This is a genomic window from Enterococcus montenegrensis, assembly GCF_029983095.1.
GTDB lineage: Bacteria > Bacillota > Bacilli > Lactobacillales > Enterococcaceae > Enterococcus_C > Enterococcus_C montenegrensis.
In genome coordinates, this window is sequence record NZ_CP120467.1 from 761,730 (window position 1) to 779,421 (window position 17,692).

General features: G+C 38.3%; 23 protein-coding genes and 1 pseudogene. 13 read left to right on the plus strand and 11 right to left on the minus strand.

Going from position 1 to position 17,692, the window contains the following annotated elements; all coding sequences use genetic code 11:
* Window positions 1-175 precede the first annotated feature (175 nt).
* The 4 genes from P3T75_RS03640 to P3T75_RS03655 form a co-directional block, all read right to left on the minus strand.
* Entirely contained in the window at window positions 176-811 is a 636-nt protein-coding gene (locus P3T75_RS03640; protein WP_282462236.1) for an ATP-binding cassette domain-containing protein, read from the minus strand.
* Complete coding sequence (gene modB, locus P3T75_RS03645) at window positions 812-1,471, minus strand: molybdate ABC transporter permease subunit (RefSeq protein WP_206905296.1); 660 nt, start codon at window positions 1,469-1,471, stop codon at window positions 812-814. It abuts the gene before it with no gap.
* Between the two features lie 74 nt (window positions 1,472-1,545).
* Window positions 1,546-2,310: a molybdate ABC transporter substrate-binding protein gene (gene modA, locus P3T75_RS03650; protein ID WP_282462237.1), complete on the minus strand. Its 765-nt coding sequence runs from the start codon at window positions 2,308-2,310 to the stop codon at window positions 1,546-1,548.
* Window positions 2,311-2,325: 15 nt separating this feature from the next.
* Window positions 2,326-2,871 (minus strand): NTP transferase domain-containing protein, encoded by a 546-nt coding sequence (locus P3T75_RS03655; RefSeq protein ID WP_282462238.1) that lies wholly within the window; start codon window positions 2,869-2,871, stop codon window positions 2,326-2,328.
* Window positions 2,872-2,948: 77 nt separating this feature from the next.
* Here P3T75_RS03655 and P3T75_RS03660 point away from each other — a divergent pair, with 77 nt between their 5' ends.
* The 3 genes and pseudogenes from P3T75_RS03660 (at window position 2,949) to moaC (ending at window position 5,155) form a co-directional block, all read left to right on the plus strand.
* Window positions 2,949-4,190 carry a molybdopterin molybdotransferase MoeA gene (locus tag P3T75_RS03660; protein WP_282462239.1) on the plus strand — a complete coding sequence of 414 codons (1,242 nt, stop codon included), beginning with the start codon at window positions 2,949-2,951 and terminating at the stop codon, window positions 4,188-4,190.
* 32 nt (window positions 4,191-4,222) lie between these two features.
* A pseudogene (locus tag P3T75_RS03665) lies at window positions 4,223-4,474 on the plus strand (molybdopterin-guanine dinucleotide biosynthesis protein B); the annotation flags it as partial.
* A 204-nt stretch (window positions 4,475-4,678) separates the two neighbouring features.
* Entirely contained in the window at window positions 4,679-5,155 is a 477-nt protein-coding gene (gene moaC, locus P3T75_RS03670) for a cyclic pyranopterin monophosphate synthase MoaC (RefSeq protein ID WP_230709521.1), read from the plus strand.
* Between the two features lie 120 nt (window positions 5,156-5,275).
* Here the strand turns inward: moaC and P3T75_RS03675 are convergent, their stop codons facing one another.
* Both P3T75_RS03675 and P3T75_RS03680 read right to left on the minus strand, forming a co-directional pair.
* Window positions 5,276-5,743, minus strand: a complete 468-nt coding sequence (locus tag P3T75_RS03675; protein WP_206905270.1) for a MogA/MoaB family molybdenum cofactor biosynthesis protein — start codon at window positions 5,741-5,743, stop codon at window positions 5,276-5,278.
* Window positions 5,733-6,749 (minus strand): HesA/MoeB/ThiF family protein, encoded by a 1,017-nt coding sequence (locus tag P3T75_RS03680; protein WP_230709302.1) that lies wholly within the window; start codon window positions 6,747-6,749, stop codon window positions 5,733-5,735. Before P3T75_RS03680 ends, P3T75_RS03675 begins: the two co-directional genes overlap by 11 nt.
* 171 nt (window positions 6,750-6,920) lie before the next feature.
* On the opposite strand from P3T75_RS03680, the gene P3T75_RS03685 reads away from it, so the two are divergent.
* Genes P3T75_RS03685 through moaA form a run of 3 tightly spaced genes read left to right on the plus strand, consistent with a single transcriptional unit; the run spans window position 6,921 to window position 8,600 of the window.
* A complete protein-coding gene (locus tag P3T75_RS03685; RefSeq protein ID WP_206905265.1) occupies window positions 6,921-7,331 on the plus strand; it encodes a molybdenum cofactor biosynthesis protein MoaE in 411 nt (136 codons plus the stop codon).
* Window positions 7,328-7,570, plus strand: coding sequence for a MoaD/ThiS family protein (locus P3T75_RS03690; protein WP_206905263.1), 243 nt, complete (start codon window positions 7,328-7,330; stop codon window positions 7,568-7,570). The genes P3T75_RS03685 and P3T75_RS03690 overlap by 4 nt, the downstream gene beginning before the upstream one ends.
* Window position 7,571: 1 nt before the next feature.
* Window positions 7,572-8,600, plus strand: coding sequence for a GTP 3',8-cyclase MoaA (gene moaA / locus P3T75_RS03695; protein WP_282462240.1), 1,029 nt, complete (start codon window positions 7,572-7,574; stop codon window positions 8,598-8,600).
* A 261-nt stretch (window positions 8,601-8,861) separates the two neighbouring features.
* Here the strand turns inward: moaA and P3T75_RS03700 are convergent, their stop codons facing one another.
* Together P3T75_RS03700 and ald are read right to left on the minus strand one after the other, a co-directional pair.
* A complete protein-coding gene (locus P3T75_RS03700) occupies window positions 8,862-9,443 on the minus strand; it encodes a phosphatase PAP2 family protein (RefSeq protein ID WP_282462241.1) in 582 nt (193 codons plus the stop codon).
* A gap of 313 nt (window positions 9,444-9,756) precedes the next feature.
* On the minus strand, window positions 9,757-10,866 hold the full coding sequence (gene ald / locus P3T75_RS03705) for an alanine dehydrogenase (RefSeq protein WP_282462242.1): 1,110 nt from the start codon (window positions 10,864-10,866) through the stop codon (window positions 9,757-9,759).
* Between the two features lie 231 nt (window positions 10,867-11,097).
* Here ald and P3T75_RS03710 point away from each other — a divergent pair, with 231 nt between their 5' ends.
* Window positions 11,098-11,847 (plus strand): potassium channel family protein, encoded by a 750-nt coding sequence (locus P3T75_RS03710; protein ID WP_206905369.1) that lies wholly within the window; start codon window positions 11,098-11,100, stop codon window positions 11,845-11,847.
* Between the two features lie 82 nt (window positions 11,848-11,929).
* Here the strand turns inward: P3T75_RS03710 and P3T75_RS03715 are convergent, their stop codons facing one another.
* The gene (locus P3T75_RS03715) at window positions 11,930-12,631 is read right to left on the minus strand and encodes a C39 family peptidase (protein WP_282462243.1); all 702 of its coding nucleotides are present in this window, start codon (window positions 12,629-12,631) and stop codon (window positions 11,930-11,932) included.
* A 280-nt stretch (window positions 12,632-12,911) separates the two neighbouring features.
* Between P3T75_RS03715 and rpsN the strand changes: the two genes are divergently transcribed.
* From rpsN to P3T75_RS03740, 5 genes are read left to right on the plus strand one after another with little or no spacing between them, the layout of a single operon-like run.
* On the plus strand, window positions 12,912-13,181 hold the full coding sequence (rpsN, locus tag P3T75_RS03720) for a 30S ribosomal protein S14 (RefSeq protein WP_206905259.1): 270 nt from the start codon (window positions 12,912-12,914) through the stop codon (window positions 13,179-13,181).
* Between the two features lie 31 nt (window positions 13,182-13,212).
* The gene (gene rpmF / locus P3T75_RS03725) at window positions 13,213-13,386 is read left to right on the plus strand and encodes a 50S ribosomal protein L32 (protein WP_206905253.1); all 174 of its coding nucleotides are present in this window, start codon (window positions 13,213-13,215) and stop codon (window positions 13,384-13,386) included.
* 13 nt (window positions 13,387-13,399) lie between these two features.
* Window positions 13,400-13,777: a hypothetical protein gene (locus P3T75_RS03730; RefSeq protein ID WP_282462244.1), complete on the plus strand. Its 378-nt coding sequence runs from the start codon at window positions 13,400-13,402 to the stop codon at window positions 13,775-13,777.
* An 11-nt stretch (window positions 13,778-13,788) separates the two neighbouring features.
* Window positions 13,789-13,938, plus strand: a complete 150-nt coding sequence (gene rpmG, locus P3T75_RS03735) for a 50S ribosomal protein L33 (protein WP_282462245.1) — start codon at window positions 13,789-13,791, stop codon at window positions 13,936-13,938.
* 47 nt (window positions 13,939-13,985) lie between these two features.
* Complete coding sequence (locus P3T75_RS03740; RefSeq protein WP_206905247.1) at window positions 13,986-14,117, plus strand: putative metal homeostasis protein; 132 nt, start codon at window positions 13,986-13,988, stop codon at window positions 14,115-14,117.
* Window positions 14,118-14,293: 176 nt separating this feature from the next.
* On the opposite strand, the gene P3T75_RS03745 is transcribed toward P3T75_RS03740, so the two are convergent.
* Window positions 14,294-16,231, minus strand: a complete 1,938-nt coding sequence (locus tag P3T75_RS03745; protein ID WP_206905245.1) for an ABC-F family ATP-binding cassette domain-containing protein — start codon at window positions 16,229-16,231, stop codon at window positions 14,294-14,296.
* Window positions 16,232-16,485: 254 nt separating this feature from the next.
* Between P3T75_RS03745 and P3T75_RS03750 the strand changes: the two genes are divergently transcribed.
* Window positions 16,486-17,121, plus strand: coding sequence for a redox-sensing transcriptional repressor Rex (locus P3T75_RS03750; RefSeq protein ID WP_206905243.1), 636 nt, complete (start codon window positions 16,486-16,488; stop codon window positions 17,119-17,121).
* A 153-nt stretch (window positions 17,122-17,274) separates the two neighbouring features.
* Here P3T75_RS03750 and P3T75_RS03755 read toward each other — a convergent pair whose 3' ends face one another.
* Entirely contained in the window at window positions 17,275-17,613 is a 339-nt protein-coding gene (locus tag P3T75_RS03755; RefSeq protein WP_282462246.1) for a thioredoxin family protein, read from the minus strand.
* Window positions 17,614-17,692: the final 79 nt, after the last annotated feature.

Genomic DNA, 17,692 nt, shown 5'->3' on the forward strand with positions numbered 1-17,692 from the left:
TTACAAAAAAATTAGAATAGTAGTAGTCTTAACAATGTCTGGCTTTACAAATTCGCTTGCTGGCAATTAGTGCAAAAAAAGACACAAAGAAAGATTCTTTGTGTCTGTGAGCATAAACGCCCCTGCCAAGGTAATTTTACTATAACAGTTTTTTTATAGGATACAAGGATAAGTTTTATTTTACCCGGACAATTTCATCAGCCATGGCTTCTAATTCATCACGATGGTGGCTGACAATAATGGCTGGGATTTTTTCAGTTGCTAAAAGCTCTTTGGTTAATGTGATAGCCTCTTGCCTCATTTCATCATCTAAGCCATTAAAGGGTTCATCTAACAGTAATAATTTGGGGCGACTATACAAGGCACGTGCCAAAGCAACTCGCTGTTTTTGTCCGCCGGAAAGTTTGTAGATGGGCTGCTTTAAAAGACTTGTGATATTCAAACGGGTAGATAAAAAGCTTAAGTAGTCACTAGCAGGGGGTGTTTGTTTTTTCTTCACAGCTGTTTTTTGACTAAATAGAATATTCTCTGTGACATTTAAATTAGGAAATAAAGCTACATCTTGCATCACGTAGGCTAAATTTCGTTGATTGGTGGGTAATGAAAAGTTTTTACGGGTATCTTCCCACGTTACATCGTTAAACGTAAGCTTGCAATCATCGGCTGTAATAAGCCCGGCAATGGCGTTTAAAATAGTTGTTTTGCCCACGCCGGAAGGACCGCTAAGTCCCGTTACCGGAGCAAAAAAATCATAATGAAAAGTTAGATTTTTAGGAGTTAGTTGGGTTTTAATTTGTAGTTTTAAACTCATCTAAAAGCTCCTTTTTTGATAATAGGTAAGTAGTTGAATGAAAAGCAGTAAAATAATCCCGATAACCACATTAATAAAACTTAACGTATAGGCTAAGTTTTGATTTCCTTGTTGTACAGCAAAATAAATGGCGGTAGCAAGGGTATCTGTTTTACCTTCGATGAAACCTGCGACCATTAAACTAGCGCCAAATTCTCCTAACCCCCGGCAAAAAGCTAGGATAATACTTGCAACCAGGCTGTGCCAACAGTTGGGCAAAATAACGCGCCACAAGACTTCACGCCGATTTGCTGACAGCGTTTTGGCAACGGCAATCAAGTTTTTAGGAACGGCCGCAAAGGCTCCTTTTAATCCTTGAAATATTAACGGTAAAATCACGATGACAGTAGCCAAAGTGGCACCTTGTAAAGTGAAAATTAATGAGAAATTGACTTGTTCCAATAACTGGCCTAAAACGCCATAACGGCCAAATAACTGTAATAAATAAAATCCAACAATCGTTGGGGGTAAGACCAAGGGAAGTAAAAAAATAATTTCGACAATTTTTTTGCCGCGATAAGGATAATAAACATCCCAATAGGCAAAGGGCAATGCAATTAAAAAGGCGATAATTGTCGCAACTGTCGCCACAATCAGGGAATGCAGGAGTGGGCTTAGCAAATAGTTCAACTCCTTTTCTCGTAGTTACGCGCAATTGTAAGGGTATATTATTCTTATTGCGCCATAGTAAAGCCCTATTTTTCTAAAACTATTTGACTTTCTGATTTGCCTAAGTAGGTATTGAATTTTGTGACTGCTGCTTTATTTTTGCTGTCTTTTACAACGCCAGTATAGTATAAAATATCTTCGTGCAAATCATTTTCCACATCTGCCAAAACGGCAACTTTATCACTGGTAAGGGCATCTGTCTTGTAGACAAAACCAACCTCTGCATTGCCTGCTTCAACATAGGCTAATACTTGGCGTACATCACTGGCCATAACAAGGTGCTCTTTGACGGCATTATATAAGACAGCTTTTTCCAAGCTTTGTTTTGCATATTGTCCAGCTGGAACGGTTTCTGGGTTACCGATGGCGATTTTTTTGGCATCAGCTACAATAGTTGCTAGATCAGCTTTCTTGCGATCGTCTTGTTTGTTTTTGACGATTACCAAAGTATTTTCTAACAACTTATTTTCAGCTTCCAATTTGCCAGCTTCAATTAATTTATCTGTATCGGCTTTACTTGCTAATAAAACACCATCCATGGGGGCGCCAGCGACAACTTTTTCACGAATTGCACCAGAACCACCATAATCAATATCTAAATGAATGGAGGGATTGGCCTTTTCGTAATTTTTTTCAATTTCACCTAAGGCATCTTTTAAGCTCGCTGCTGCAGAATAGTGAAGGGTCACTTCTGGTTGCGGAGAAGGTGTTTGGGCAGCTTCTTTTTTAGTGCAGCCGGCAGCACCTAACGTTAGCAGAAATAAAGGGACAAGTAAGACGATTTTTTTCATGTTAAGCGCTCATTTCTATAATGTATTTTGATTTACTACGTTTTGATCGGCAAAAATTGGGATGGCTAAAAGATAAGTTAAAAAATTTTTCATTCGTTTGTTTTTTGTTAAAAAGTACGTCAGGTCATCTTTACAAAAAGACAAATGGGCTACCGTGTAGTGATTCTTCTGGTTAGCATCTTGTAAGTAGCAATTACGTTTTGAAAGAAGCGCAGACAAACTATCTTGGCTAATATCAGGATAATCTACGGCGAGGATCAAATAGTCTTGTCTGGTAGTCCCACACTGATTTTGACTTGCCGCCGCATAAAGTGCGCTTAAGGGGCCGCAGTCAATAAATGGAAGACAGTCTGTCAGCACGATCGCAGATTTTGGCAATATGCTTTTTAGCGCTTGCTGATTATTAGCATTGCCGCAAATAAAAACAGTATCTGTCAGTGCTGCAAGTTTTTGATAGGCCAAACAAACCCAGTACTCTTTATAAAGTGCATCAAAATATAACGCCTTATCGCTACCAAAACGACTGGAGTGACCACCGGCTAAAATAATTCCAACTGTCATAAAATCCCCCTTTGCCAAAAACTCTTCGTTAGTTTATCATAGGGCAGAAGTCAGAACAGCTAGGGAGTTCCCTATATGTGAAAAAATACGCAAGCGAAGGTGAAGATATGTATTTAAATCGAGATGTTATTACATTGGCGCAAGCAAAAGAAAGATTAGCAGCAGTGGTACCAAAAAAAATAACACAAGAAAAACAAGTCGAAGAAACGTTGGGATATACTTTAGCCCAAGATATAATAGCCCCTTTTCCACAACCGGCTTTTCGCCGTTCGGGTTATGATGGCTATGGTATTTTAGCTGAAGATGATCACGATTATCCGATTACCTTAACACTTGCTGCTGAAGTGCCAGCCGGATCTGAACTGAAAAAAAAATTACAGCCAAAAGAAACGATCCGAATTATGACCGGAGCAAAAGTTCCTGATGAAGTTGCAAAAGTTATTATGCTGGAAAACACCCCTATGTTAGCTGATGGAAAAGTTGTGATCAAAGCAGGTAGCCGTAATGATAATATAACCCCAATTGGAGAAGAATTTGAAAAAGGGACAGTTTTACTGACAAAAGGAACGCTCATTAATGCGGGGGCAATTAGTTTGATGTCAGCCTTTGGTTTTGCGACTTGCTTGGTTTATAAGCGGCCAAAAGTAGCAATTCTAGCGACCGGGACAGAATTGTTACAGCCAAAAGATGCGCCTGTTGCTGGAAAAATTTACAATTCGAATGGGCCTTTATTGGAAGCCTTAGTAAAAGAAAATGGTGGAAAAGTCGTCTATTGTGGGCAAATTGCTGATGATATAAAAAGTCTTGAAGAAAAGCTAGACGACTTAGCTAAAAAAGCCGATCTAATTTTGACTACCGGTGGTGTTTCCGTGGGGGATTTTGATTTCCTAGCAGTTGCGGCCAAAGAAAGTGGGCAACTATTGTTTAATAAACTTGCCATGCGACCAGGTAGTCCTACTACGGCGTTTGTCTATGAAAAAACGCTAGTCATGGCACTTTCAGGTAATCCAGGAGCCTGTTTTACTGGCTTTTATTTATTATTTGAGAGTTTATTGCAAAATATGCAAGGAAATTCCACTGAAATTAAAATTACGAAGATGAAATTGGCGCATGATTATCAAAAGCCAAATAGTTTTGATCGTTATTTACGGGGAACGTGGGCAGAAACTGCGACCGGCAAAGTGGTCTCATTAGTCGGCAGCGATCAATCCAGCGCCTTAGGAAACTTGCATTTGACAACCTGCTTTTTTAAAATTCCCCATGATACAGTTGTAACTGCAGGAACGGAGGTAGAAGTTTGGTGCTTACCTTACAAATAATTGGCAAGAAAAAAAGTGGCAAGACCACAACTATGATCAATTTCATTCAAGCAAGTCAACAGTTAGGCTTAAAAACAGCCGCGTTTAAACATACCCATCATAGTGTGGCAATGGATGTAGCAGGTACAGATACGGCGCGCTTTAGTGAGGCGGGAGCAGATCAGGTAGGAATGCAGCAAGACGGTGGTTTTTTTTGGCATGAAGTACGTCAGCCTGAAAAAAAAGTTTTGTTAGCGACTGAAATCAATGATTTTGTCCGACCACAAACAGATTTGGTTTTAATAGAGGGCTTCAAATGGGAGAAATATCCCAAATTATTGTTGTTGCGTCCACAAGATGAAGTTGCTGATTTTTCAAAATTTGGTCCCTTTGATTATGTGGGGACGATTTTTCCTGAAAATAGAGGTGCAAAATTAATAGATTTAACCTCTAAGGAGAAAAGCCAGACTTGGTTTGAAAACTGGGTCAAAGAACAGGAGCAAAGACAAATGAACAATGAATTAACGCATTTCAATGAACAAGAGCGGGCAAAAATGGTAGATGTCACCGACAAAAAGGTAAATTACCGGATGGCAACGGCACAAGCGACAGTAAAAATGACCAAAGAGACGTTACAACGGATTAAAGCAGGCCAAGTAAAAAAAGGGGATGTGTTAGCTGTCGCCCAAGTAGCAGGTATTATGGCAGCAAAAAAAACGAGTGAATTAATTCCGATGTGTCATTTGCTACTTCTAAGTGGCGTGGATATATTATTTACCGATAATGAAGTTGATACGTTGACTATTCAAGCAACAGTCAAAGTAAATGGGCAGACAGGTGTAGAGATGGAAGCATTAACGGCGTGTCAAATTACAGCATTAACAGTTTACGACATGTGTAAAGCAATGGATAAGAGCATGGTGATTACTGACTGTCACTTGGTAGAAAAAATTGGTGGTAAAAGTGGGCATTACACCAAGCAATAAGCAACACTTAGTTTTTTAAAGAAGAAATAAATAATCCCAAATGGACAATGCAACGTAAAAAGTACAAGTTGCATTGTCCATTTGGGGTGTTTTTTATTCATCATAAAAAATGAGTAGCATTTATTTTCGGCGCTCTTTTAATAGATGGACTAATTCTGGTAAGATGAGTTTTTCCATGCCTAACTGACAAGCCTTCGTGGAACCAGGTAAACAAAAAAGCAAAGTATCATCTTGGGTAAAACCCGCTAAAGCGCGAGAAGCAAGGGCGTGGCTGCCAATTTCTTTAAAGCTAAGATAACGAAATAATTCCCCAAAGCCCGGTATTTCCTGCACTAGAAGTGGTGTGATGGCTTCAAAGGTGACATCACGTTTGGCGATACCGGTACCGCCATTTAAAATAATTGCGTCGCTATTAGCCACCAGTGAGCCGACCCCATGGGTAATTGCAGCGCAATCATCTTTAACGATAATATGTCGGGATGGATTGAAATTTTTTTTTGTTAATAATTCAAAAATCAGCTGGCCGGAAAAATCATCTGCAAGACTACGGGTATCGCTAACGGTGAGGATACTTACATTAACTTTCATGGGCAATTAAAGCTCCTTTTACAAGATTGTCTAAATACGGTTGAATCGACTTGCTAGTGGTAAAGCCATAAAAATGAAGACGGCCATTGGGAAATAAGGTGAACTCATAGTCATCCCAAGTAAAGCGAGCGGCTAATGGATTTTTCTTTAATGGCAACTGCTGTTTTTGACAAAAGTGATCAATTAGAACGAAAGTAGCTGCGGGTATTTGAGTGGAAAAGACATTTTGACCGCACATTTTTTTTATCATAAAATTTTGTGGAGCGTTTTTTAATTCTGTTTTTTGGCAGTATTTACAATGAGCTTGTTTTTTTACTTTAAAATTTTGTAACTGGTAAGACCAAGCATCGATATAAAGCATTTCATCCCAGATAACTTCTTTTGGATTTGTGATGATTTTTAAAGCCAGACTGACCTGGTAACTACTAATCATTGGCACTAAAGGTGTTATGACGCCTAATAAATCACAATCTTTTTGAATAAGAGCGTCTAATTGTGGCAATGCACAACCTAAACAAGGGGCATCGACAGGATTTATAGCCATCACCTGTCCACTTGTGGCCGCTAGCGCAGCAAAAACAAAAGGAATTTTATAGTAGTGACAATAGTTATTAATTTCTTCACGAACCTGATAGTTATCAGAGCAATCTAAGATTAAATCAGGGCAACTTTCTTCTTGCAAAATGTAATCGCTGAAACTTTCTTTATAAGCAAAAATCTTCGCACTGCTATCAATTTTACTTAAAGCATTTTTTGCAGCTTCGACTTTGGCAACGTTATTTGTGGCATCAGCTTCGGTAAAAAGGGTTTGCCGTTGTAAATTACTTAACTCCACATAGTCAAAATCCAGTAAAGTCATTTTTTTAATCCCCATGCGCAGCAGCTGTTCTGCTGTATAACTGCCAAGTGCTCCGCAGCCAACGATTAAAACGTGGACTTGGGCAATTTTTTCTTGGCCGCAGGGGCCAATTTTTTTGACTCGGATTTGACGATCGTATCGTTCCATGACAACCTCCTTAAAAAATAGTCATAGTAGTAGCTAAAAAGACAAAAATTCTCACGTTAACATAACATAAGAATAAAAAAAAGGGAATTGGGGAGTGCACTTATTTCTTTTTTTATCAGAAAGCATTACAATACGTTCAGTATCTCACAAATTAGAAAGCGAGGAAACGTTATGGCGCTTGTTAAATTACAGACAGAACCAATTGATGTTGCCTTTTATTATAATCAATTAAAAGATCCCCGATATGGTGGCATCGTTACTTTTGCGGGTGTCATTCGCGAGTGGACCGGTGCAATCCAAACAAAAGGGATCGGCTATACAGCCTACGAAGAAATGGCAGAAAAAGAGCTTTTAAATTTAGCGACTAAAGTCGAAGCAAAAGGCGCAAAAGTCGTTTTGGTTCACCGTTTAGGAGAATTGAAAATTGGCGAAGAAGCGGTATTTATCGGGGTGGCTTGTCCCCACCGTAAAGATGCTTTTGTAGGCTGTGAATATTTAATTGATCATTTGAAAAGAAATGTTCCAATTTGGAAAAAAGAATACGATACAGATAAAGTCCGCTGGGGAGGTTTAAGCCAATGATACCCATTAAATTATTTGCTTATTTGGCTGAAGCGATTGCGCCGGAAATTAGCGTAGCACTACCAACAGAAATAAAAAAAGAAGATTTATTGGCAATTGTAGCCAAGACTTACCCGAATTATGCTGCTGAAATTGAAACTTGTAGTGTGGCAGTAAATCAAAATTTTGTGCAAGATGAAACAATCTCTTTGACTAAGACAGATGAAGTAGCGTTAATTCCACCTGTAAGTGGAGGTTAACATGACAAATGCAATGCTTATAAAAAAACAAGAAAAAACTTTACAGGATCGTTTTGGCCGCCAGCATGATTATTTACGTCTTTCGATTACGGACCGCTGCAATTTACGTTGTGTATACTGTATGCCAGAAGAAGGGCTACCATTTTTTCCCCACGAAAAAGTTTTAAGCGCTACTGAAATTATTACTTTAGTAAAACACTTCGCTAAAATGGGCATCAAAAAAGTGCGTTTAACGGGTGGCGAGCCTTTATTACGCAAAGATATACTGGAAATTGCGGCAGGAATTAAGGCAATTGACGAGATTGAAGATTTATCAGTGACGACAAATGGGCTGGCTTTACCAAGAATGGCTGCTGACTTAAAAAAAGCAGGGGTTGATCGGTTAAATATCAGTTTAGATACTTTTGATGCTAAAAAGTATCACCAGATGACGCGGGGTGGCAAATTAGAAAAAGTGCTTGCAGGAATTGATGCTGCTAGTCAGCAAGGCTTTAAAGCTATTAAACTAAATACAGTTGTTATAAATGGACAAAATCAAACGGAATTAAGGGATTTTTTGCGTTATACGATAACTCAGCCGGTTAATGTACGCTTTATTGAATTTATGCCAATTGCCAGTCAAAAAAAGAATTGGACGCAAGGCTATGCCGGGGTAAAAGAAGTCTTTACAATTTGTCAGACTGAAGGTTGGGCATATGAAAAACTGACATTGTCCGGTAATGGCCCTTCAGAGAATTATCAAATTAAAGGCGCAAAGGGATCTTTTGGTTTAATCCACCCTGTAAGTTGTCAATTTTGTGAAAGTTGCAATCGCCTGCGAGTTACAGCAGATGGTTGTTTAAAATCTTGCCTTTATTGGGCAGATGAAATTAATTTGCGTAACAAACTAGATGACGCGGCAGCTTTTGAAGCAGCTGTGGTTACGGCTTTAAACGATAAGCCAGAAAATCATCAAATGGCATTAGATGAACAAGAAAAAGTAAAAGAGCGGCAACCTACTTGGCGACACATGAGTCAAATTGGTGGATAAGGAATAAAAAGGAAGAAAACGACCTTTGTAAAGTTTAGCTCTTAGACTAACCTTACAAAGGTCGTTTTTTATGGTGCTTTAAAATTTACTGGGATAATAACTCATTATCGGTATTTCTAAAAACTATACTAAAAACGCAAATAAAATGCACAAGGATTTTTGAAAAGGTAATAGCGCTATAGCTTAAATAGATCTAAAGCACCATAAACATCGAAAAAAATAGCTTATAAAAAAGCTGTTGTGATTTTTTTGGCGCATCTTCTACACATGTGCCAGTACTGCCCACACTAATAGGGTAACTCCGCTACCAAAGAGCCAGCCTCCTAGAACATCTGTCAGAAAATGGACGCCCAAATAGATACGGGAAAATCCAATCAGCCCGGCGATTGTCACGGCTGCTGCAACCAATAAGAAGGCTAGTTGCGGATAAAGAGCCCAGCTGCCCAATGCTAAGCTAAGGTATAGCGCCGCCGAACAGGTAGCGTGGAAACTGGGAAAGCTATGGTCTGTCTCCTCGATTAGTCGCTTTCCCTCTGGTCGTGGTCGTTTCATTCCCCGCTTCATGGCAAATGCCAGCCACCAGCTAATCGTTAAGGCAATTCCCGCCGGCCGGACTACTTTCCACCAGAATCCAGGGATCAGCGCCAGTGCAATCATCACCACTACGACGCCGGAAAAGCGCCCCAACTGGGTAAAAAAGAACATCACTTTATTTATAGCTGGACGCCGCAGGCTGACTACTTTTTCTGTCACTTGGGAATCCAAACGTTCTACTGCCGGCTGCCGAATTCCAAATGCCAACACCGCAAACAGCATCAGACATAAAATCCCTGCTATCGCCATCTCTTTTACCTCCGCTTTTTTTCTTTCTAGACTTGCTTTTTACTTTTGAACTAGTCTTTATCAAAAAGGAACTTGATACCAATTGCTGCAAATATACAAGCTAACACGATATAGCGAGCACATTTATGATCACCTTTATATAGTACTCACTAGAATCTGTCTCGCCTAAAACAGCGGGTTCAATCATTTGGTTAAGAAACAGCAAGACTAATATTCCACCAATAATATTCCTACTTTTATTTTCCTTAGCTATTTTTTGACAGAACATTTTTTAATAAATAATCGTATTAACTAAAGAACAAATCTTTCCTTTTTAAATTAGCGCGGACAATTCTGTATGGGGTAAATCCAAATCTTCTGCAACAGCCTGCAGGGTTAATTGCCCTTTATACGTATTGACCCCATGATACAAGGCATCGTTATATTGTAATAAATCTTCTAAATTAGTTGTTGCTAATAATTTTGCGTAAGGCAATGTAGCATTGCTTAGGGCATGAGTTGAAGTTTGAGGTACAGCTCCAGGCATGTTGGCAACAGCGTAATGAATAACGCCTGACGCAATATAAGTCGGATCTTTGTGAGTGGTTACTTTACTACCAGTAGCAAAAATTCCGCCTTGATCAATGGCAATGTCAACGATAACAGATTCATTGGGCATTGCGGCTACCATTTCTTCTGTCACCAAAACTGGAGCTTTGTGACCAGGAAGTAAGACAGCACCAATGACTAAATCAGCTGTTTTTAACGAATTACGAATATTCAGTTCATTGGAAATTAGAGTTTGAACTTGTCCGTTAAAAATATCATCCAATTCTTTTAAACGATTGATATTTACATCTAAAATCGTCACTCGTGCTCCCAAACCAAGTGCTAAACGTGCCGCGTTATATCCTGAAACGCCACCACCGATAATGACGACATTACCTTGGCGGACACCTGGAACACCCGCAAGTAAAATTCCCTTACCACCAAATGTTCGCTGTAAATATTGTGCCCCAATTTGTGCGGCCATTCTACCTGCAATTTCACTCATCGGAGAAAGTAGTGGTAGACTACCATCTGCTAATTGAACATTCTCGTAAGCAATCGCTGTAACACCGCTTTTCATCAATTCAAGTGTTAATTCTTTATTGGCAGCTAAATGGAGATAAGTAAATAAAACTAACCCTGCTCTAAAATACTGATACTCACTTGGCTGTGGTTCTTTTACTTTCATCACCATGTCGCAGTTCCAAACCTCAGCAGCATCGGTCAAAAGTGCGCCAACTTTTTGATACGCCACATCAGAAATACCAGAACCCAAGCCAGCTTCGCTTTCTACTAAGACAGTGTGGCCAGCTTTCACGAGCTCTAAGACACCACTTGGGGGTAGTGCCACCCGATTTTCATGATTTTTAATTTCTTTGGCAATTCCGATTCGCATCTACATCACTCCTTTATTTTTTGAACTTTTGGCTTACGAAAAAGCAAAACGAATCCTGTGTAGCAAAATTTTATAACCAAAATACGAAATAAAACGGCCTTTTCTTACTTTCTAGTATAGAGGAATGGGAAACGATTACAAAGAAACTTTTCAAAATTATGGAAAAAAGCGACAAAATTCTTGTGAGAAAGTAAAACGATGGCTAGAATAGAAAAGACAAGAGGTGATGAAATGCTCAAAAAGTTACAAAAGAAATTGAACGAGTATAATCATGAATATCACGTTTTAAATTTAACCTTATCCATTATTTGGATTATTTTGATGCTGTTAGATTTTGCATCTGTCATTAATATTAATGAAAATCCGTTTCGTGTTGTTGATTATTTGATTTGGATTTTATTTACCATTGATTATTGTGGGCGTTTGCTTGTTGATCCAGCTAAAAAAACTTTTTTCAAAAAGAATATTTTTGATTTGATTGCGATTTTGCCCCTTAACTTCATTTTTGGAGTACTAGGACTTGCGCATTTTGGCAAAATTGCCCGTATTAATCGTATTGCCCGAATTATCGGACTATTTGGGAAGCTGTCGCGCAATAAGCGCAGTATTTTATATACCAATGGTTTTATTTATGTCCTTTATATTAGTTTAGGGATTATTGTGATTGGAGCCGGACTATTCTCTATTGCAGAAAATCGCTCTTTTGCAGACGCTTTGTGGTATGCAATTGTTACAGTTACCACAGTTGGGTATGGAGACATTGCCCCTACGACTGATGCTGGTAAATTGATTGCCGCAGTTCTGATGCTATTAGGGATTGGTTTTATCGGGATCTTGACCTCAACAATCACCTCTTATTTCAGCCATAAAAACGAAGCCATGCGACAAGTGGAAGAGGATAGTGAATTGGCTGAGTTGAAAAAGGAAATTATTTTATTACAGAATCAATTAGATCGGATTGAAAAAATGTTAAAAAAATAAAAGCTCTAAAAAAATAGCCGCTAGCAAGTCAATTAAACTGCTAGCGGCTATTATTTATACTCATTAAGACAGTAAGAAAAGCCTAGCTTTTGGTGAAAGCCCAATAATGGACAGCCTCACTTGTTAAATCTTGGGGATGAAATAATTCTTTGTAAGTTGCTTTTGCGGGCGTATCATTAGGGTCTAAAACTAAAATTTGATTGTCTGCTTCTGCTCCAAGTACCATAATATGTCCCACATCGGTAAAACGACCCGGTTTGACAGAGACGACAACGGGGATTTTTTGCCGTAAGTAGTGTTGCACACTTTGAAAATCAGTACCTAAATCATGATATTGCAGTTGGTAGTGATGAGCAAAATCACTAAAAATTTGCCAAGCAGTTCCTTGTCCGGCAACAAAATAATTATTTTGGGCCCAATTTAAAATATCTTGGGGGACGGCTTCTTTTCCTTCAAAATAAGAAAGCACCATTGTCAAAGATAAAATTGCACAGCCGTTTTGGGCTAGTGTATTGTTATCGCCACTACCATAGGTATCATTAGCCCAACGTTCGTCTGTCTGTAAAATCAAAGGTGTGGGGATCTGATTTCCTTTTAAAGTATGATTGGCTTGTTGACTATACTCCTCTTGACTAATGCTTGCACTTTGTAATGGAGTATCCTGCGTAGGGTTTATAAAAAAAAGCCAAATTACACCTAAAATAAGCATGCAAAAACCGATAAAAATTATTTGGGGTTGGCGGGATTTCTTTTTTGCCATGAAAACACCTCGCTTTTGATTCATACTGGGTTTACTCTAAAGCAAAATTCTAAAAAAAGATATCGGTCATGGGTCTGATTTACCAAACCTTAAATTTTATCAGTCGTTTGAAAGCGTCATTAAAAAAAGATACTTTCAAATAAAATGAGTGACTTAGTCAGTACAAAAGATGATAGGTGATTCATCTGAATTGAAACTCATGTTATTTAAGTGTTGACAAATTTTTTTTAAGTTGGTAATGTAATGGAGTTCAAAACGAAACGATTACGATTTATATAATGAAAAACGAAAAGAGGTAAGACAAATGGCAAAAAAATCAAAAATTGCAAAAGCGAAAAGACAAGAAGCTTTAATTGAAAAATACGCCGTGCAACGTAGGGAATTAAAAGCAGCAAAAGACTATGTTGCTTTAGCCAAACTACCAAAAGACTCCAATCCCAATCGCTTGAAATTCCGCGATCAAATCGATGGTCGTCCTCGGGCGTATATGCGTAAATTTGGGATGTCCCGTATCAATTTCCGCCAATTAGCCCACAAAGGGTTAATTCCGGGCGTGAAAAAGGCTAGCTGGTAAGAAATAAACACGTGATTTGGAGGAATGAAAAATGGCAGTACCTGCACGAAAAACATCAAAAATGAAAAAACGGCTTAGACGAACCCATCAAAATTTGAAACGACCAGAAATTTCTTTTGATGCTGCTACGGGAGATTACAGACGTTCTCATCGCGTTTCTTTAAAAGGATATTACAAAGGGCGCAATGTGGCAGAGGAAAAATAAAGGAGGGAGAAGTTTGCAAATTATTTATCCGCCTTTAGTGGAAGACTGCTTTAATTATCAACAGGAAAAAAACGGGATTCTACTTGAAAAAAGTCAAATTTATAAAGATATGGTGGCTGCTGGCTTGATTACCCAAACTGGCATGCCAACTGAAAGTGCGTTGGAAAATGGCATGATTAAAGATTTTTACGAAGAAAAAGATTTGAGTTTTGAGGATTTCTTAGCTTTGTATCCTATTTTTATAAACTATGATGCAGACTTATTCCAACAAATTGAAGGTTTTTGGGAAATAACTTTGGATTTTAAAAATGAATTGTTACAAGCGTTAGCTGCCAACGTTTTTGACTATGATGAAACTTTGCAGCTACAAATGTATCTAGAAGAGCGCTAGGAGGTTAAAAAATGCGTCAAAATATTATCTTAGAGTCGCCTATAACAAAAGAACGTTTATATCTAACGAGTAAAAATAAACGTAACAACCCCGAACGCTTAACGCTAAAAAAATATTCACCTCAGTTACGTCAAAAAGTGATATTTACAGAAGTGAAATAGACAGCAAATTAAGTTTTTTTAAGCTTAAAAAAATAAGGAGGAAGATGATGGAAAAAACAGATTTGGCGAGTGCCTATCGCAGGCTGAAAAGCCCCAATATTAAAACCCGTAAACGGGCGCTAAAAATAATTAAAGAATACAAACGCGATAAAATTAGAGCCTATTATGCCGTAAATTAAAAATGTCTAGCGCAATTGTCAGATTGACTTTTGTGCTAGACATTTTTTATGGGCAGAAAGTATAAAATTTTCACATGAATAAATTACTTTAAGACAAGTTTTCAAAAATTTGAAGAAGGATTTCCAACAATTCTGCTCTTATTTGTAAAAAGCTGATCACGTTTAGTGGCAACCTTTTATTCGTATTCTTCTAATTCCAGGCTTAATTCTTCCCATTTTTCTAACAGCTCGTTTTGTTTACTACGGGCAACCTCTAATTTTTCATTTAATTCTTGTAGTTGCAGATGATCAGCTAAAATTTCTGGTTTTACCATTTCGGCTTCTAGTTGGTCGATTATTTCGTCTGTCTCACTCATCTTTTGTTCCACATCGCCTACTTTACGTTGTAGGCTGCGGAGAAGTTTTTGTTGTTCTTTACTTTTTTGGAAGTTTTCTTTACCAGCGGAGATAACAACGGGTGTGTCGTTGTTTTCCGCAGCGAGTAGGGCGGCAATTTCTTCTTCTTCTTTTTTCTTTTCAAGATAATAATCGTAATCACCTAAAAATAACCGACTGCCTTCTGGGGACAGCTCGATGACTTTGGTGGCGATTCGGTTGATGAAGTAACGGTCATGGGAAACAAAAAGCAAAGTTCCTTCGTAGTCGATCAAGGCATTTTCTAAGACCTCTTTGTTATCGATATCCAAGTGGTTAGTAGGTTCATCTAAGATCAAAAAGTTTTCTTCATCCATTGCCAGTTTTGCTAATGCGACACGTGCCTTTTCACCACCACTTAATAAATTAATTGGCTTATCCACATCTTCACCAGAAAACAAGAAGCTCCCTAAGACATTGCGAATTTCTAATTCTGGGGTAGTAGGATGTTCATCCCATAATTCTTGTAGAATCGTTTTATTGCTGTTTAAGTCTGCTTGGCCTTGATCGTAATAGCCAATGGAAACATTCGCCCCTAATTGGGCTTCGCCGCGGATAAACGGAAGCTGTCCGATTAAGGATTTTAATAACGTAGACTTGCCGATGCCGTTTGGTCCGACTAAAGCAATGGCGTCTTGTCGGCGAATATCTAAGTCCACAGGTTGGGCTAAAATATCAGTGGGGCTGTAGCCAATTGCCCCATCGTTTAATTGTAAAACGACATTACCAGACACTTTATCAATATGGAAAAGAAAATGTGCTGATTTTTCTGCACCTTGAGGTCGATCTAGCCGTTCCATTTTTTCCAGTTGTTTGCGGCGACTTTGGGCTCTTTTGGTTGTCGAGGCGCGGACTAAATTTCGCGCAACAAAATCTTCTAGCTTATTAATTTCTTGTTGTTGCTTTTCATAGGCTTTCCATTCACTGGCTAATTGTGCGGCTTTTAAATCCAAATAGCGACTGTAATTGCCTTTGTAGTGAGTCATTTTATGACGACTCAACTCGTAAATTTCATTGGTTACTTTATCTAAAAAGTAACGGTCGTGAGAAACAATCAGTAAGGCACCGCTATAGTTTTGTAAATAGTTTTCTAGCCAGCTTAACGTTTCTATATCTAAGTGGTTAGTAGGTTCATCTAATATTAAAATATCTGGTTTTTGCAAAAGCATGCGGGCTAAAGCCAGTCGCGTTTTTTGGCCACCGGAAAGGTTGTTAATTTTTTGCTGATAAAAGCTTTCATCAAATTGAAAACCGTGTAAAACAGAGCGGATTTCATTTTCATAACCGTAGCCGTTACTATCAGCAAAATCGTGTTGTAATTTATCGTACTCTTTTAAGGTACTTTCATAATCACTACCACTGGGATTGCTTTCTGAAATTTTGACTTCTAAAGTTCGCATCCGCTGTTCCATTTGTCGGACCTTTTCAAAAGCGGTCAGCATTTCATCCCAAATTGTTGCCTCAGAAGTTAAGCCGGTATCTTGGGCTAGATATCCTAAGGTTGCAGTTTTATTTTTAGCGATTGTTCCTTCATCGGGGGCTTCAATGCCGGCGATGATTTTTAATAGAGTGGATTTGCCGGCCCCATTACGCCCCACCAGTCCAATGCGTGCTTTTGTAGCAATCTCTAAATGAATATTGCGAAATAAGACTTCTGCGCCAAAAAGGCGAGCAATTTGATTTGCTTGTAATAATATCATGGATAATCTTCCTTTGAATGAAATATGTCATCTGACTGTTTTTTCACAAATTTTAAAATAAAGCTAAAAAAATTAGCAAAAAAATTCAGCGTATCAGTTGTAGTCTATCATAATTTTCCTACTAGTGTATATTACAGGAGAAAGCAAAAATAAAAATTCACAAATTTGTGAGCAGAGAAATTGCATTTGCTGGTACGTCCTGTTATGATTTGTCAGTAAATTACGTGAAAAATTCACAAATGGAGGCGTACACGTTGAAAGATCATCATATCCCTAAGGCAACAGCAAAGCGTTTGCCCTTATACTACCGCTATTTGCGGATTTTAAATAATGCTGGAAAACAAAAGGTTTCTTCAACTGAACTTAGCGAAGCCGTACAAGTCGATAGTGCCACTATTCGTCGCGACTTTTCGTATTTTGGTGAGCTTGGCAAAAGAGGTTATGGTTATGATGTGGAGGCATTGATGAATTTCTTTGCTAAAACATTAAACGAAGATCATATGACTAACGTTGCTTTAGTCGGTGTTGGTAATTTAGGGACAGCCCTATTAAAATATAAATTCCACCAAAGTAATAGTATCCGCGTTAGCGCAGCTTTTGACGCAGATGAAGAAATTACTGGTCGCATCATTGACGGGGTTCCTGTTTATGCAATGCGGGACATGGTCGAGCAAATTAAAATTCAAGAAATTGATATCGCCATTTTGACGGTACCAGCAGAATTTGCACAAGGAATCGTAGATGAACTTGTTGCGGCTGGAATCAAAGGTATTTTGAACTTTACTCCAGCTCGTCTTAGCGCACCTAAGAGCGTCTTAATTCAAAACGTCGACTTAACTAATGAATTACAAACATTGATTTATTTCTTACATTCACAAGACGAAAAATAAAAAAGAAAGACCAAGTAGGGATAGCATCATTAAAAAGTTAAACTTTTTAGTGACGCTACATCTGCTTAGGTCTTTCTTTTTTTGATTAGCAGGAAAGGCTAAAATTTTAAATAGCCTCTGATTACGCAGAAACTAAGGGAGTTTATAAAGTTATTAGCGAAAAAGTTCAACGTAATCAGGTTTTTCATCAGAAAATTCTGCGATGATTTTTGTCAAGGCAGGGTAATCGATGAAACGAGCTGAACGGGTTAATTCTTTGCCATGACTTAATAAAACGACTAGAGGTGCTGTCAGAGCTTGAAAATGACCGGCAACTTCAGGAAATTTACTCCCATCAAAATGGTAAATTGGGACATCTTTGGCAAAACGAGCTTCTAGTTGCGGTTTTACCGCCACGCAAACGCTACAGCCAGGCTGAGAGATATAGGCAATCGCTAATTTTTCTTGGTTTAATTGTTGTAATCCGCTGTTAAAATCTGTAATTTGGATCATTCACTCACCTACTTTTCGTTGTTTTCATCTTTAATGTAAGATTTTGGTCAATAAAAGTCAAATCAGCTGTTTTTCATTT

Bases quoted from the DNA above. Each gene is read 5' to 3' on its own strand.
- P3T75_RS03640 (WP_282462236.1), bottom strand. From the start codon at position 811: ATGAGTTTAAAACTACAAATTAAAACCCAACTAACTCCTAAAAATCTA.
- modA (WP_282462237.1), bottom strand. From the start codon at position 2,310: ATGAAAAAAATCGTCTTACTTGTCCCTTTATTTCTGCTAACGTTAGGT.
- P3T75_RS03655 (WP_282462238.1), bottom strand. From the start codon at position 2,871: ATGACAGTTGGAATTATTTTAGCCGGTGGTCACTCCAGTCGTTTTGGT.
- moaC (WP_230709521.1), top strand. From the start codon at position 4,679: ATGAACAATGAATTAACGCATTTCAATGAACAAGAGCGGGCAAAAATG.
- P3T75_RS03675 (WP_206905270.1), bottom strand. From the start codon at position 5,743: ATGAAAGTTAATGTAAGTATCCTCACCGTTAGCGATACCCGTAGTCTT.
- P3T75_RS03680 (WP_230709302.1), bottom strand. From the start codon at position 6,749: ATGGAACGATACGATCGTCAAATCCGAGTCAAAAAAATTGGCCCCTGC.
- P3T75_RS03685 (WP_206905265.1), top strand. From the start codon at position 6,921: ATGGCGCTTGTTAAATTACAGACAGAACCAATTGATGTTGCCTTTTAT.
- P3T75_RS03690 (WP_206905263.1), top strand. From the start codon at position 7,328: ATGATACCCATTAAATTATTTGCTTATTTGGCTGAAGCGATTGCGCCG.
- moaA (WP_282462240.1), top strand. From the start codon at position 7,572: ATGACAAATGCAATGCTTATAAAAAAACAAGAAAAAACTTTACAGGAT.
- P3T75_RS03700 (WP_282462241.1), bottom strand. From the start codon at position 9,443: ATGGCGATAGCAGGGATTTTATGTCTGATGCTGTTTGCGGTGTTGGCA.
- ald (WP_282462242.1), bottom strand. From the start codon at position 10,866: ATGCGAATCGGAATTGCCAAAGAAATTAAAAATCATGAAAATCGGGTG.
- P3T75_RS03710 (WP_206905369.1), top strand. From the start codon at position 11,098: ATGCTCAAAAAGTTACAAAAGAAATTGAACGAGTATAATCATGAATAT.
- P3T75_RS03715 (WP_282462243.1), bottom strand. From the start codon at position 12,631: ATGAATCAAAAGCGAGGTGTTTTCATGGCAAAAAAGAAATCCCGCCAA.
- rpsN (WP_206905259.1), top strand. From the start codon at position 12,912: ATGGCAAAAAAATCAAAAATTGCAAAAGCGAAAAGACAAGAAGCTTTA.
- rpmF (WP_206905253.1), top strand. From the start codon at position 13,213: ATGGCAGTACCTGCACGAAAAACATCAAAAATGAAAAAACGGCTTAGA.
- rpmG (WP_282462245.1), top strand. From the start codon at position 13,789: ATGCGTCAAAATATTATCTTAGAGTCGCCTATAACAAAAGAACGTTTA.
- P3T75_RS03740 (WP_206905247.1), top strand. From the start codon at position 13,986: ATGGAAAAAACAGATTTGGCGAGTGCCTATCGCAGGCTGAAAAGCCCC.
- P3T75_RS03745 (WP_206905245.1), bottom strand. From the start codon at position 16,231: ATGATATTATTACAAGCAAATCAAATTGCTCGCCTTTTTGGCGCAGAA.
- P3T75_RS03755 (WP_282462246.1), bottom strand. From the start codon at position 17,613: ATGATCCAAATTACAGATTTTAACAGCGGATTACAACAATTAAACCAA.